General features: G+C 65.3%; 14 protein-coding genes and 1 riboswitch. Of the genes, 9 read left to right on the top strand and 5 right to left on the bottom strand.

Going from position 1 to position 14,018, the window contains the following annotated elements; all coding sequences use genetic code 11:
• Positions 1-96: 96 nt before the first annotated feature.
• Positions 97-195, top strand: a riboswitch (TPP riboswitch).
• 29 nt (positions 196-224) lie between these two features.
• The 3 genes from BM002_RS16425 to BM002_RS16415 are packed head-to-tail and all read left to right on the top strand — an operon-like array spanning position 225 to position 3,426.
• Entirely contained in the window at positions 225-1,199 is a 975-nt protein-coding gene (locus tag BM002_RS16425; protein WP_092783766.1) for a thiamine ABC transporter substrate-binding protein, read from the top strand.
• Between the two features lie 3 nt (positions 1,200-1,202).
• Positions 1,203-2,744: an ABC transporter permease family protein gene (locus BM002_RS16420; RefSeq protein ID WP_092783764.1), complete on the top strand. Its 1,542-nt coding sequence runs from the start codon at positions 1,203-1,205 to the stop codon at positions 2,742-2,744.
• Positions 2,731-3,426 carry a thiamine ABC transporter ATP-binding protein gene (locus BM002_RS16415; protein WP_092783761.1) on the top strand — a complete coding sequence of 232 codons (696 nt, stop codon included), beginning with the start codon at positions 2,731-2,733 and terminating at the stop codon, positions 3,424-3,426. The genes BM002_RS16420 and BM002_RS16415 overlap by 14 nt, the downstream gene beginning before the upstream one ends.
• Position 3,427: 1 nt before the next feature.
• Here BM002_RS16415 and BM002_RS16410 read toward each other — a convergent pair whose 3' ends face one another.
• Together BM002_RS16410 and BM002_RS16405 are read right to left on the bottom strand one after the other, a co-directional pair.
• Positions 3,428-4,813 (bottom strand): FAD-dependent oxidoreductase, encoded by a 1,386-nt coding sequence (locus tag BM002_RS16410; protein ID WP_092783758.1) that lies wholly within the window; start codon positions 4,811-4,813, stop codon positions 3,428-3,430.
• A 161-nt stretch (positions 4,814-4,974) separates the two neighbouring features.
• Positions 4,975-5,418, bottom strand: coding sequence for a c-type cytochrome (locus BM002_RS16405; RefSeq protein WP_342707407.1), 444 nt, complete (start codon positions 5,416-5,418; stop codon positions 4,975-4,977).
• Between the two features lie 217 nt (positions 5,419-5,635).
• On the opposite strand from BM002_RS16405, the gene BM002_RS16400 reads away from it, so the two are divergent.
• From BM002_RS16400 to BM002_RS16385, 4 genes are all read left to right on the top strand, one after another.
• Positions 5,636-6,976 carry a helix-turn-helix domain-containing protein gene (locus BM002_RS16400; RefSeq protein ID WP_175484937.1) on the top strand — a complete coding sequence of 447 codons (1,341 nt, stop codon included), beginning with the start codon at positions 5,636-5,638 and terminating at the stop codon, positions 6,974-6,976.
• 103 nt (positions 6,977-7,079) lie between these two features.
• Complete coding sequence (gene idi / locus BM002_RS16395; protein ID WP_092783970.1) at positions 7,080-7,601, top strand: isopentenyl-diphosphate delta-isomerase; 522 nt, start codon at positions 7,080-7,082, stop codon at positions 7,599-7,601.
• Between the two features lie 315 nt (positions 7,602-7,916).
• Entirely contained in the window at positions 7,917-8,474 is a 558-nt protein-coding gene (gene hslV, locus BM002_RS16390) for an ATP-dependent protease subunit HslV (protein WP_092783752.1), read from the top strand.
• Entirely contained in the window at positions 8,471-9,529 is a 1,059-nt protein-coding gene (locus BM002_RS16385) for a hypothetical protein (RefSeq protein WP_092783749.1), read from the top strand. Before hslV ends, BM002_RS16385 begins: the two co-directional genes overlap by 4 nt.
• Here BM002_RS16385 and BM002_RS16380 read toward each other — a convergent pair.
• On the bottom strand, positions 9,526-9,900 hold the full coding sequence (locus BM002_RS16380; protein WP_175484936.1) for a DM13 domain-containing protein: 375 nt from the start codon (positions 9,898-9,900) through the stop codon (positions 9,526-9,528). The two genes, BM002_RS16385 and BM002_RS16380, sit on opposite strands and share 4 nt — an antisense overlap.
• Before the next feature lie 136 nt (positions 9,901-10,036).
• Here BM002_RS16380 and hslU point away from each other — a divergent pair, with 136 nt between their 5' ends.
• Complete coding sequence (gene hslU / locus BM002_RS16375; RefSeq protein WP_092783746.1) at positions 10,037-11,335, top strand: ATP-dependent protease ATPase subunit HslU; 1,299 nt, start codon at positions 10,037-10,039, stop codon at positions 11,333-11,335.
• Positions 11,332-12,582, top strand: a complete 1,251-nt coding sequence (locus BM002_RS16370) for an MFS transporter (protein ID WP_092783743.1) — start codon at positions 11,332-11,334, stop codon at positions 12,580-12,582. The genes hslU and BM002_RS16370 overlap by 4 nt, the downstream gene beginning before the upstream one ends.
• Here the strand turns inward: BM002_RS16370 and BM002_RS16365 are convergent.
• Both BM002_RS16365 and mltA read right to left on the bottom strand, forming a co-directional pair.
• A complete protein-coding gene (locus tag BM002_RS16365) occupies positions 12,550-13,131 on the bottom strand; it encodes a Smr/MutS family protein (protein ID WP_092783740.1) in 582 nt (193 codons plus the stop codon). The two genes, BM002_RS16370 and BM002_RS16365, sit on opposite strands and share 33 nt — an antisense overlap.
• A complete protein-coding gene (gene mltA, locus BM002_RS16360; protein ID WP_245749297.1) occupies positions 13,128-14,018 on the bottom strand; it encodes a murein transglycosylase A in 891 nt (296 codons plus the stop codon). Before mltA ends, BM002_RS16365 begins: the two co-directional genes overlap by 4 nt.

The raw sequence follows: 14,018 nt of genomic DNA, 5'->3' as shown, positions 1-14,018 counted from the left end.
GTGCATTTTTAAGGGATGACGCAGATCACCCGTAGATCACCCGTGGATCATACCTGAAATCCGCCGCTGGACCCCGGCGTTCAGGCGGGCTATCCACCCCCTACCTCGGGGGGCCTTCACTGGCTGAGATGCGCAAGCGGACCCGTTGAACCTGAACCGGTTAAGACCGGCGGAGGGAAGGTGCGATGCTCTCACCCGAACCCGTCCGGCCAAAGGAGAGAGACATGAAAAAGACCCTCACCCTGGCCCTGATGATGATCGCCACCTCGGCCAATGCCGAGCCGCTCACCATCTATGCGCCCGATTATTTTGCCTCCGAATGGGGCCCCGGCCCCGCCATCAAGGAGGCGTTCGAGGCCTCCTGTTCCTGCGAAATCGAGTACGTCACCGGCGACCTTCTGCCCCGCCTTCGGCTGGAGGGCGACGCGACCCCTGCGGATGTGGTCATCGGCCTGAACACCGACGACGCGGAACGCGCCCGACAGACCGGCCTGTTCGCCCCCCACAATGTGGCGATCGAGGGGCTGACCATGCCCATCGACTGGACGGACGACACCTTCGTCCCCTTCAACTGGGGCCACACCGCCTTCGTCTATGACACGACCAAGATCACAGATGTTCCCACATCTTTTCAGGCACTTCTTGACGCCGACGACAGTCTGCGTATCGCCATTCAGGATCCGCGGACCAGCGTCTCGGGCCTGGCCCTGGCGCTGTGGGTTCACAAGGTCTTTGGTGACGGGGCCGAAGATGCCTGGGCCGCCCTGGCCCCCAAGATCGTGACCGTCACGCGCGGCTGGTCCGAAGCCTATGGCATGTTCACCGATGGCGAGGTCGACATGGTCCTGAGTTATACGACCAGCCCGGCCTACCACATCATCGCCGAAGAGGACGAGACCAAGAAGGCGGCGCTGTTCGACGAAGGCCACTATGTGATGGTCGAGACGGCGGGCCAGATCGCGACCACCGACCAGCCCGAACTGGCGCAGGCCTTCCTCGACTTCATCCTGACCGAGCCATTCCAGTCGATCATCCCGACCGGCAACTGGTCGCTTCCGGCCAAGCTGGACCCCGCAAAGATGCCCGCCGGGTTCGAAAAGGTCGCCCTGCCCGAAACGGCGCTGATCTATGGGTCCGCGGAGGCCGAAGCGCTGCGCGATACCGTCGTCGCGGAGTTTGAGGCCGGTCTGGGACGCTAGCCGATGACCTTGGGCGCCCGCCTTGGCCTGATCGCCGCGCTTTGCGTGGCGGGCGCCCTGATCCTGCCGTTGATCGCCGTTGTCTGGCGCGCCGAAACGCTGAGCGGGTTCAAACCGTCCGACGCGGGCGTCCTGTGGTTCACCCTCTGGCAGGCGGTCGTTTCGGCGGGCCTGTCGGTCCTGCTGGCGATCCCGGTGGCCCGCGCCCTCGCCCGTCGGCAGTTCGCGGGGCGCGGGGCCGTCATCCTGATTCTGGGGGCGCCGTTCATCCTGCCGGTGATCGTCGCGGTCCTGGGCCTGATCGCGGTCTTCGGGCGATCCGGAGTGGTCAATGTCGCACTGGCGGCCGTCGGGATCGACCCGGTCACACTCTATGGACCACAGGGCGTCATCTTGGCCCATGTGTTCTTCAACATGCCACTGGCCACACGCCTGATCCTGCAAGGTTGGCTCGCCATTCCGGGGGAGCGGTTGCGCCTTGCCGCGACACTTGGTTTCGCGCCGCCCGACACGTTCAGACGGCTGGAATGGCCGATGTTGCGGTCGGTGGTGCCGGGGATCTTTCTGGTGATCTTCCTGATCTGCACGACGTCCTTTGCGGTGGCGCTGGCATTGGGGGGCGGTCCGCGCGCGACCACGGTGGAGTTGGCCATCTATCAGGCCTTCCGCTTCGATTTCGATCTGTCGCGCGCGGCGATCCTGGGGGGCCTGCAACTGATCCTCGGGGTCGGGGCCGCGATCCTGTCGCTGCGGCTGACGTTGCCGTCGGGCCTTGGCGCGGGCCTCGACCGCGCGGTGCCCCGGTGGGACAGCGCGTCGCCCTTGCTGCGGGCGCAGGATGCGGTCGTGATCGCGCTCGCCTGCGGGTTCCTGCTTCTGCCCATCGTTCTGGTGCTTGGCGAAGGGGTCTGGCATCTGACCGCTTTGCCGTCCTCGGTCTGGCTGGCGGCAGTCAGGTCGTTGGCCATCGCCCTTGCCGCGGCCATCCTGACCCTGACGCTGGCTTTGCCGATGGCGCTGGCTGTGGTGACGACGACGCGGGGCGGCTGGATCGAGGTGGCGGGGACGCTGTCCATCGCCGCCTCGCCGCTGGTTCTGGGGACGGGGCTTTATATCCTGCTGCTGCCGCTGACGAACCCGGTCAAGCTGGCCCTGCCGGTGACGCTCTTTGTCAATGTCGTGCTGGCCCTGCCCTTCGCACTTCGCGCGCTGATCCCAGCAATGCGGGACCTCGACCGGGATTTCGGGCGGCTGTCGACCTCCCTCGGGATGCGCGGCCTTGACTGGGTCCGGCTGGTCGCCATTCCTCGGCTTCGCCGTCCGGCGGGGTTTGCCGCGGGGCTGACGGCGGCGCTTGCGGCGGGCGACCTCGGGGTGATCGCGCTGTTTGCCTCGCCGGATCAGGCGACGTTGCCGCTGGTGCTCTACCAACTGATGGGCAGCTACCGCCTGGACGAGGCGAAGGCGGCGGCCCTTCTGCTTGTGGTTCTGTCGCTCGGGTTGTTCTGGCTGTTCGAACGGGGGACGCGCCATGCTGAAGCTTGAGGCGGTCACGCTCAGCCAAGGCTCCTTCACCCTGCGGGCCGACATCGGGTTCGAAAATCGTGGCGTCACCGCCCTGATGGGGGCCAGCGGTTCGGGGAAATCGACGCTTCTGTCGGCCGTCGCGGGTTTCCTGCGGCCCTCGGCAGGGCGCATCACCATCGCAGGGCAGGACGTCACCGACCTGCCACCCGGCGCGCGGCCCCTGTCGATCCTGTTTCAGGACCAGAACCTGTTTCCGCATCTGACTTTGGCCCAGAACACCGGTCTGGGTCTGCGTCCGGACCTGCGCCTGACGGACGACCAAAGGCGAACGCGGGACGAAATGCTGGAGCGGGTCGGCCTGGCGGGGATGGGCGACCGTCTGCCCCGGGATCTTTCGGGCGGACAACAAAGCCGTGCCGCGCTGGCCCGCGCCCTGGTTCGGGGCCGTCCCTGGCTTTTGCTGGACGAGGCGTTTTCGGCCCTTGGCCCGGCCCTGCGCAATGAAATGCTGGACCTGCTGCGCGACACGGCGATGGATCAGGGGCTGTCGGTCCTGATGGTGACGCATGATCCGGCGGACGCCCGGCGCATCGCGGATAGCACGGCCATCGTCACCGACGGCGAGGTGACGGCACCGTTGCCGACGCAGGCTCTGTTCGACGCTCCCACTGCGGCGCTCCGGCGCTATCTCGGCGATTGATCTAGACCTGTTCGACTCCGACGCGGCGCGGCAAGGCGGCGGCAAGCGCCTCGGCCCCGGCAATGGCCCCGGCCAAACCCCCGGATACGCCGCTGACCAGATTGTAGATCGGCCCGTGTCCCCGCACCCGACTGCCACGGGGGGCGGCAACGCCATGGGGCGAAAGGTAACGGTCCCGCATGTCTTCGGGCGTCATGGTCAGGCTGGCGGCGATCCGGTCGGCAAAACCCGGGATCACCCCGTCAAGCCGCGCCATGACCCGATTGCGCAAGACGGGTGCGGCATCCGACCATCTCAAGGGGGTCCGATGCGCCAGGTGCGGCACGGGCACCAGCACATAGAACGTATCACCGCCCGAGGGGGCAGACGCCGGATCGGCAAGGGTCGCACGATGCAGGTGAAGGACCGGATCGTCGGGCAGTTGCCCACGCTCGATCTGGTTCAGGTTCGCGCGCATGTCCCGGCTCGACAGGATCGTGTGTTGCCCGACGTCGGGCCAAAGACGGGCCGTATCGCGCGTGCCGAAATGCCAGATAAAGGCGCTCGTCTCGTCGGGTTGCGGGCGGGACGTCGTCACGGGTGGACAAGCCGTGACGACCACATCGGCCCGGATCACCTCACCGTCGGCAAGCTGCAGACCGGGGCGCGGCGACGGGTCCAGAACGGCGGTGACCTCGCATCCGAGCCGCAGCATCCCGCCGCGACGGACAATCACATCCGCCATCTTCTGTGCCACGGTCCCAAGCCCGCCGCGACTTCCGACAATGCCCCCTCGCAGGATCTCGGGAAGCGAATGATCCAGCCCGGTGCGGCGGGCGTTCCGCGCCATGAAAACAGACGGAAGAGCCAGCGCCATGCGAAGCTGCGGATCCTTCACCTGCCGTTCGACCCGGGACATCAGGCGCGGACCGGGCAGGAGGCGACGCAACCGGGCGATCACGTCGGAGGGTGTTCCGGGTTTCTGGGGCACCCCGTTCTCACGCCACATCTGAAGCCAACCCGTCAGGTCCGACGGCGCATGGCGGCGCACCGTTTCGGTCATGTCGTCGCCGAACGAGATGGGCAGTTCGCGGCCATCGGGCGCGCGAATCGTCCACAGCGGGTTCGAGGCCGACAGGGACAGGGCGGTATCGGGGTCTTCGCCGCAATCGAGGAACAGGCGCCGCAGCAGATCAGGCTCGGTCAGAAGTGTGGGGCCAAGGTCGAATCTGTGCCCCCGCGTGGTGATCGCGGTCGCCCGGCCACCGGGCGTTTCAAGCCGGTCCACGACAGTGACGTCCCACCCGCCAGCAGCCAGCCGCATGCCGACCGCCAGCCCGCCGAACCCGGCGCCAAGGATGGCCACACGCGGCGCGCTCTGGCTGAAGTTGTCGAACATGTCGGACATCGAACCGTCTGAAAAATATTACACTCGACGTTACACGCGACAGGACCGTTGCAACAACTGTACAACTTCCGGATGCGGCGAAAGGTCCGGCTATCTGGCAGAGAAAAGGCCCCGACCAGATGGTCGGGGCCTTCGATCCGGGCAATCAGCCCAAAGTTTCGTCAGCTGGCTTCGTCAGCGAACTGCGCCAGGAACGCATAAAGATTGATCGCATCCTCTTCCTTGCGGACCTTGAAGGACATCTTGCCCCGGCCGGATTCGCCCGAAGCTTCGCGCAGGTGCTCGGTCGGGTCCATGACGTAGGGCACGAAATTCGCCTCGTCATAGATCATCCCGGCTTCACCCGCGGCGATCATCAGGTCGGAATAGGCGAAACCTTCAACGGTGCCGGCGGTGCGGCCGACGACACCATAAAGGTTCGGGCCCGTGCGCCCGTTGCGGCCGGCCAGGACTTCGCCATCGCCGTTTTCGACGACATGGCAGGACTGGCACTGGCGGAATGCGGATTCGCCTTCGGCTGCATCGCCGGTCGCGGCGAGGTGGCCATCGGCGAACGCGGGCGCGGCAACCAGCACGGCTGCGGCGATCGTGAGGCTTCTGATCATCATGGGGTCTCCCTTTTCGATAGTCTCATTAGATATAACCTGAGCGGAAGGACAATCCATCCCCCGTCTTCGCAACACATAGCTGTGTCGAAATGCCGAAATGTCCAATGCAATTTGGATTCTTTCCGGTTTGGGTTATGATTCGGCATCCGGCTCGGGAATGACCAAACTTCGAGCAGGCGCCATGCATGCCCCATCTGATCGCGGAGTTGCGCGAATGAACAGCCGTACCCAACGCGACGTGCCCCTCCCGGTTGGCTCCGACCTGGAAAACCTGACCGTTGTCCCGCTTGCAGACGCCATCCTGCGGGTTGATTCGCGCGGTCGCATCGAGGCGGCCCCGACCCTCGGGTGCTTTGGCGACCTGTCGGATTGGCAAGGTCAGGAGATGGCGGCCATTGTCGACCGGGCCGACCGTGACATCGTCGACGCGGTCCTGTCAGCGGGACCGAACGCCACACCCGTGCGGGTGGTCGGGATGAAGTTGCCGTCGGGGCGCATCTGTCCCGTGTCGGTGTCGGCCGTCGCCGATCCGCAGGCCGATGTGGTCTGGCTCTATCTTCAGGACGCCCGGCCGATGGCGGACCTTCAGGCCCGGCTTGCCGTCGCCCAATCCAGTCTGAAGGACGAGCTTCGGGCCGATCGATCGGTTGCAACGCGGTACCGCGCACTCCTGTGGCATCTATCCGAGCCGGTCGTTCTGATCGATGCGTTTTCGGGGCGAATCCTCGATCTGAACGCGGGGGCCGCAGGTCTTCTGGGCGGATCCGTTTCGTTTCTTGTGGGGGCGGCGTTTACGCAGTGTTTCGAAGGTCGCAGGCGCAGCGAATTTCTCGACGCGCTGATGGCTCTGGGCCTGGCCGACACGCGCGACACCATCACGAGCGAGCTTCGCCACAACGGCCAGCCCATCGACCTGTCGGCCAGCATCGCGCGCAGCGGGCCTGAGACGGTCATCATCTGCACCCTGCAGGGTGAGATGGCCGACCCGTCCATTGACCTGACCGAGGCGCTTGCCGATGGCGTCGTCGAACTGTCGCCGGAGCTGCTGATCGGGAGGACGAACGCGGCGTTCATGGAATTGGTCGGCGCGACGGCCCCGGTACAGGTGAATGGCCGTCCGTTCTCCCAATTCCTGGCGCGGGGCGCGATCGACCTGAGGGCCCTGACAGACCCGGACGAGCACAGTGTCGTGACGACGCAATTGCTGGACCTCGTGGGCCAGCGTCAGCCCGTCGAGATTTCATCTGCCCCGCTCCCGACCGGGGGCCATGCCCTTGTCCTTCGGCAGACCGCTCTCATCGAGGTGTCACGCGGAACCCCCGAGGCACAGCGCGGCGGTGGCGGCGTTCCGGATGCGGCGGGCCGTGTCGGAACGGAATCCCTTCGCGATATCGTCGCGTCGATGACGGATGTTCTGGAAAAGCAGTGTATCGAGGAAGCGCTGAGCCTGACGCGCAACAACAGGGTCGCAGCCGCCGAGATGTTGGGGCTGAGCCGTCAGAGCCTCTATGTGAAGCTGCGGCGGTTCGGTCTGCTCAACACCGGCGAGAGCTGACGCAGGACGGCAGCTTCTCTTCCGCATCGAATGACAATATAAGTTTACACATTCGATGCCAGAGCGGACGCCCTCCATGCCGAACCGACCCCTTTCAGACATCATGATTCCGGCGTGGGTCGATGGAAAGCTGACGCCAGTCGAGAAGCTGGACGCCCATTTGCGCGGTCTGCGACACAAGGCCGTCTCGGTGTTCGTGATGGAAGGGCCGCGCGTTCTGATCCAGCAGCGGGCCTCCACGAAGTACCACACACCCAACCTCTGGGCGAACACCTGCTGCACGCATCCGGAGTGGGACGAGGACGGCGCGACCTGTGCGACGCGCAGGCTTTCCGAGGAATTGGGGATCACTGGCCTGACACTGACGCAGCGCGATACGTTGGAATACCGGGCCGACGTCGGCGGCGGTCTGATCGAACATGAAGTCGTGGAAGTCTTTATTTGCCAAGCGGATAAGGACCTGAAACTTGATTTGAATCCGGACGAGGTTCAGGCTGTCAGATGGGTCGACCTGCACAATCTGGCCGCCGAGACCTGGCAATCACCCGAGCGGTTCACGCCCTGGATCCGCATCTACATGCAGGACCATTTCGACCGGATCTTCGGAATGCTGACCCGCGCCTGACACGTCTTCCGCCATCGGCATGCAGGGTACTCGCGCCACCCACGGCAGGGAACGACCAGACCCGCCGTTAGACCGGGTGGCGCGAGCTATCCCTCTCGGCAAGCCGTCGGGGAATTCGGATCCCTTGCCAAACTGGGCTGACATCGATCGACCCAGGGGGAATGGCAACTGATCACTCAGGTGTAAATATAATCTGACACTTCGTCCGTCCAGACAAATTTGCATCGGGGCATCGAACCAGGTGCAACCGACCCCCGGGGCTGGCACTCGGGGGGCACCCGGGCCATATCGGGGCAGGATCACAGGAGACACGACATGAGCAAAGACAGCTTTCCCGGGTGGCACGGCACCACGATCATCGGCGTCCGCAAGGGCGGCGAAGTGGTCGTTGCAGGTGACGGGCAGGTCAGCCTGGGCCAGACGGTGATCAAGGGCACCGCCCGGAAGGTGCGCCGCCTGTCCCCGGGCGGTCATGATGTCGTCGCGGGCTTCGCCGGATCGACCGCCGACGCCTTCACCCTTCTGGAGCGGCTGGAGAGCAAGCTGGAGGCGACGCCCGGGCAACTGGCCCGCGCCGCAATCGAACTGGCGAAAGACTGGCGTACCGACAAGTATCTGCAAAAGCTGGAGGCGATGCTGATCGTCACCGACGGCACCGATCTGTTCGTCATCACCGGCGCAGGTGACGTGCTGGAACCGGAACATGACGTCGCCGCCATCGGATCGGGCGGCAATTTCGCCTTGGCCGCGGCACGTGCCCTGATGGACAGCGACCTGTCCGCCGAAGACATCGCGCGCAAGGCCATGGCGATCGCCGCCGACATCTGTGTCTATACCAACGGCAACCTCAAGGTTGAGCGCATCAAGCCATGATCGACCGTGACGCGCTTCAGGCCGCCGTCGGATCGGGACTTGTCACCGAGGCCCAGGCTGCCGGTCTTCTGTCGCTGGCCAACGCCCGCGCGACCGCGCTCGACCAGGCCCGCAGCGGGGAAGAACCGTTCGAACTGTTCAAGGGCTTCAACGAGGTCTTCATCGTTGTGGGCCTCGCCATCCTCACCTTCGGCTGGATGGCGATCTGGGCGCTTGTTGCGGGAACTTCGGGCGATTTCCGTACCACGTGGTTGATCGCGGGTGTCGCGACAGCGGGGATCATCGTGCTTCTGTCGGAATACTTCATCCGGCGTCGTCGGATGGTGGCCCCGGCCATTGCCCTTGCCTGCGGCTGGACGGCCACGGCCTTCGGGTTCTGGTCGCTGGCCTTCAACAGCATCACCGTTTTCCACGGTCTCAAGGTGCCCGAGTCCATCCTGCCGCTGGCCCTGACGACGGTCACCATCGGTCTGTTCTGGTGGCGGTTCCGCGTGCCCTTTGCCATGGCTTTGATGGCGGGGACGGCGTTCATCTGCCTGATGTTCACGCTTGTGGCTACATCCGGCCAACAGGCGGGCTTTGCAGAGATGTTCCTGCTGTCCGCCTCCGGTCCCTTTGCCTGGGGGACGTTGCTGTTCGGCCTGTTCCTGTTCGCGGTGGCCATGTGGTTCGACATGTCCGATCCGCACCGCGTCACGCTTCGCTCGGTAAATGGCTTCTGGCTGCATGTCATCGCCGCACCCGCCATCGTGAACACGATTGCCCTCACGCTGATCTCGGCGGGCGGTGCGGTCGCGCTGGTCGTCCTGTCGGTCTTCTTGCTGGCGATCGCCTTCGTCGCCGTGGTCATCGACCGGCGGTCGTTCCTGATTTCGGCGGTTGGCTATCTTGTGGCGCTGCTGTCGACCTTTGCCGAAGGCTGGCAGGTCGCCGCTTCGATCTTCCTTCTGGGCGCGGGCCTTGTCGGCCTCGGCGCCGGGTGGCAGGCGGTTCGGCGCAGGTTGATGGGTGTTGTGCCCGACCCGCTGCGCGACTGCCTGCCGCCATCACATTAGCCGATCTTGGCGACACCAAGCGGCACGTTGAACCGTTCGCACCAGATCCAGATCTCGTTGTACTGATTGGGGTCGATACCAGCGGGCAGCGTATAGCTGGACGCGCCCGACGTGCTCTTGAGCGGACCCATCAGCGTGGCGGGATCATAGCCATCCCGGCCAAGGGCGACCTTCGGGTCGGGCGCACTGCCAAAGCGGAAGTCGTCCAGCAGGTTGACCTGATTGCCGACAAGCTCGCCCGATCCGCCGATGCCATAGCGTTCGGCACCCGAGAACGTGCCGACGCGGCCGTGGCCGCCCGCGATCAACCGGGTGGCGGGAAGCACGGCAAGGCCCGTGGCGGCGAGGGTCAGAAAGGAACGACGGTGCATGGAAATCTCCGGGTGTTGTGTGTGGGCAGACCCTGCGCGGCCCCGCGATTCGAAACCAGCCCATCCCACGGACACGTGAGCGGCGTTGCGTTTCCGTGAACGGCGATTAGGTAGGGCTGACGTGAAGGAGAGACCCATGACCGACCTGACCCCGCGCGAAATCGTGTCCGAGCTGGACCGTTTCATCATCGGCCAGAAAGACGCCAAGCGGGCCGTGGCCGTCGCCCTGCGCAACCGGTGGCGGCGCAAGAAGTTGGGCGATGATCTGCGCGACGAGGTCTATCCCAAGAACATCCTGATGATCGGACCCACGGGCGTCGGCAAGACCGAGATTTCGCGGCGTCTGGCCAAGCTGGCCCGCGCGCCCTTCCTCAAGGTCGAGGCCACGAAATTCACCGAAGTCGGCTATGTCGGGCGCGATGTGGAACAGATCGTCCGCGATCTGGTCGATGCCGCCATCCTTATGATCCGCGAACAGATGCGCGAGGAGGTCAAGGCCAAGGCCCATGGCGCCGCCGAGGACCGCGTCATCACCGCCCTGGCCGGTGTCGATGCCCGCGAAGGCACGCGCGAGTCGTTTCGCAAGAAGCTGCGCGCGGGCGACCTCGACGACAAGGTGATCGAGCTGGAGGTGGCCGATACATCCAACCCCATGGGCATGGCGATCCCCGGCCAACCCGGCATGGACCAGATGGCGGGCCTTGGCGAATTGTTCGGCAAGATGATGCAGCGCACCGTGAAAAAGCGCCTGACCGTCGCGGCCAGCTATGAGCTGTTGATCGACGAAGAGGCGGACAAATTGCTCGACGATGAAACCGTCAAGCGGGAGGCGGTGCGCGCGGTCGAACAGAACGGCATCGTGTTCATCGATGAGATCGACAAGGTTTGTGCCCGGTCGGATGCGCGCGGCGCCGATGTCAGCCGTGAAGGCGTGCAGCGCGACCTGCTTCCGTTGATCGAGGGGACGACGGTCTCGACCAAGCACGGCGCGGTCAAGACGGACCATATCCTCTTTATCGCTTCGGGCGCGTTCCACATCGCCAAGCCGTCCGACCTGCTGCCTGAATTGCAGGGCCGCCTGCCGATCCGGGTCGAGTTGCGCGCCCTTACCGAAGAGGATTTCGTCCGCATCCTGACGGAAACCGACAACGCCCTGACCCGGCAATACACCGCCCTGATGGCAACCGAGGAAGTCACGGTCAGCTTTACCGACGATGGTATCGCGGCCCTGGCCCGCATCGCCGCCGAAGTGAATGGCACGGTCGAGAATATCGGAGCACGGCGGCTCTATACGGTGCTGGAACGGGTGTTCGAGGAGCTGTCGTTCGACGCGCCCGACAAGGGCGGCACCAGCGTCACCATCGACGGCGCCTTCGTCGAGGATCAGTTGGGCGAACTGGCGAAATCGACCGACATATCGCGATATGTCCTGTGACAGGTCCCCGCGCCTATGCCGCGTTTGTCCGTGACAATGCGGCGTTTCTGGCAGCGGGGGTCCTTATCTGCTTCACCTCGAACTTCGGTCAGACCTGGTTCATCTCGCTGTTTGCCGCCGGCATCCTGCGGGATTTCGGGCTGACCGACGGGCAATGGGGTCTGGTCTATATGGTCGCCACGGGGGCATCGGCCGGCGCGATGATCTTTGCGGGCGGCCTGACTGACCGGGTGCGCGTGCGCGTGCTGGCGATGATCGCCTCGGTCGGCCTGGCGCTGGCCTGTCTGGCGCTGGCCACGGTCGAAGGGGTCGCGGCGCTCCTGTTGACGATCTGGGCGCTGCGCTTTTTCGGGCAGGGCCTGATGACCCACATGTCGGCGGTCGCCATGTCCCGCTGGTTCGTGGCCACCCGGGGCAAGGCGCTGTCGATCTCTGCCATGGGGTTTTCCCTGGGTCAGGCGACCCTGCCCATCATCTTCGTGGCGCTTCTGGCCACGACGAACTGGCGCAACCTCTGGTTCGTGGCGGGCCTTCTGGTCCTGCTGGCGATGCCGGTGATCCTGCGCCTGCTGCGTGCCGAACGGACGCCGCAATCCCTGGCCGCCGAGGCCCCTTCTGTCGGGATGGACGGGCGCCACTGGACGCGGGGCCAGATGGTGCGGCACTGGCTGTTTTGGGCGGTGATGCCCCTGATGCTCGGCCCCTATGCTTTCGTCACGGCGCTGTTCTTCCATCAGGTGCATTTCGTGGCCGACAAGGGGTGGGATCTTGTGGACTACGTCGCGCTCATGCCGCTGTTTACCGCCGTGACGGTGGCGATGACCTTCGCCTCGGGCGCGGCACTTGATCGAATGGGCACGGGGCGGCTCATGTCGCTGTACTTGTTGCCGTTCGTGGGGGCCTTCCTGATCTTCTGGTCTTCCGAGACGCTTTTCGGGGCGGCGCTCGGGTTGGCGGTCATGGGCCTTGGGACCGGGGCGCAGGCGACGGTGCCGAATGCGTTCTGGGCCGAATACTACGGCACGCGGCACCTGGGGTCGATCAAGGCGATGGCCATGTCGATCATGGTTCTGGGCACGGCCATTGGCCCGGGCCTGACCGGAACGCTCATCGATCTGGGGTGGGAGTTGGACGATCAATCCCTGGGCATCGCCGTCTATTTCGCGGCAGCGGCCCTGTTGGCGACACTGGCGATCCAGCGGGCGAAGCGCGGTCTAGCGCCGCAGATAGACGTAATACGCCCCTGATCCGCCATGGGTGCGATGCGCCTCAGTCACCTGTTGCACGACGCCGGACAGCGGCGCCATCCGAAGCCATTGCGGCACCTGATGCTTGAGCACACCGATGCGGGTCGGAATGGGGCCGCCGCCGTCCCGTGCCTTGCCCTTGCCGGTCACCACGATCACCAGACGCCGCCCCTGTGCCTGCGAAGACAGGATGAAGCGCGTCAGGGCCGGATGCGCCGTGTCGAGGGTCATGCCATGCAGGTCCAGCTTGCCTTCGGGCCGCAACTTGCCGCTGCGCATCCGGCGGTGCGTCTTGGCATCCATCCGCAGGGGCGCGCGGGCGATGTCTTCGGAAATCGTCGGCGTCGGAGTGAAGGTCGAAGCGCGATGGTTGACCCTCTGCCCAACACTGAATTCGGGGATCGGATCGGCCAGCGGGGCGGCGTCGGGTTTCGGTTTGGGCGTATCGGGCGCCTTGCTTCGCTTGATCGGATGCAAGGGGTCCGCCGTCCGGGAGTAGCGAGACCACAGATCCCGGTCCTCCTCCGTCAAGCCGCGCCGCCGCTTCATCGTGGCACCAGCGGGATGAATGCGCCCGGATGGTTCAAACGACCTGCGGCCTGTCCTGCGCCCTTCCCGGTGCCGAAGAACAGATCCGCCCGTCCCGCACCCTTGATGGCGGAGCCGGTATCCTGTGCGATCACAAGGCGGGCGATGCCGTCCACCGCGATCCAGACCGGCGTGCCGAGGGGGGTGTGATCGGGGTCGACCGCGATGGACCGGCCTTGCGTCACCTCGCAAAGCGTCCCCATCGGTCCGGCGTCGGGGGCTGTCGGGCGTTCCGCGAAAAACACATAGCTCGGGTTTTCGGCCATGACCGCGCGGCCCCGGTCGACGTCCTCGCGCAGCCATACCTTGAGCGCCTCGGCGGTGATGTCCGGCCCGAACACCCCGCGTTCGATCAAGAGTTTTCCGATGGAGCGATACGGGTGCCCATTCGACCCCGCATAGCCGACCCGCAGAGTGGCCCCGTCGGGCAATCGCAACCGACCGGACCCCTGAACCTGAAGGAAGAACCGGTCCACCTCGTCGCGGACCCAGGCAATCTCCTGTCCCACAAGTTGCGCATCGAGTTCGGCGCGCGGGGCCGACACGCCCCCGGGCGGCATCGTGTGCAGCGGGACGGGATGGCTTGGCGTCCGGACCCGGCTGCCCGAAAGCTCGGGTTCGTAGTAGCCGGTGAAATGGCCGTTGATCGGACCAGAAGGCGTGAAATGCGCCTCGAAAAAGGATCGTCCGTCCCGGGCCTGCGCCGCCACACCCGACAGCGGACCCGCCGGGTTCTTGCGAAAGACCGTCAGCGCGAGGTCCAGATCGTCATCGCCCCAACCTGCCAGGTCGGAAAACGAAAACCGCCCCGTTTCGGGGGCGGTCAGGGGTGTCTCGCTTGGTAACAC

It is taken from the genome of Jannaschia pohangensis (assembly GCF_900113875.1).
GTDB lineage: Bacteria > Pseudomonadota > Alphaproteobacteria > Rhodobacterales > Rhodobacteraceae > Jannaschia > Jannaschia pohangensis.
Note: the sequence above shows the minus strand (reverse complement) of the source record. Positions and strands in the feature narration are given on the sequence as shown.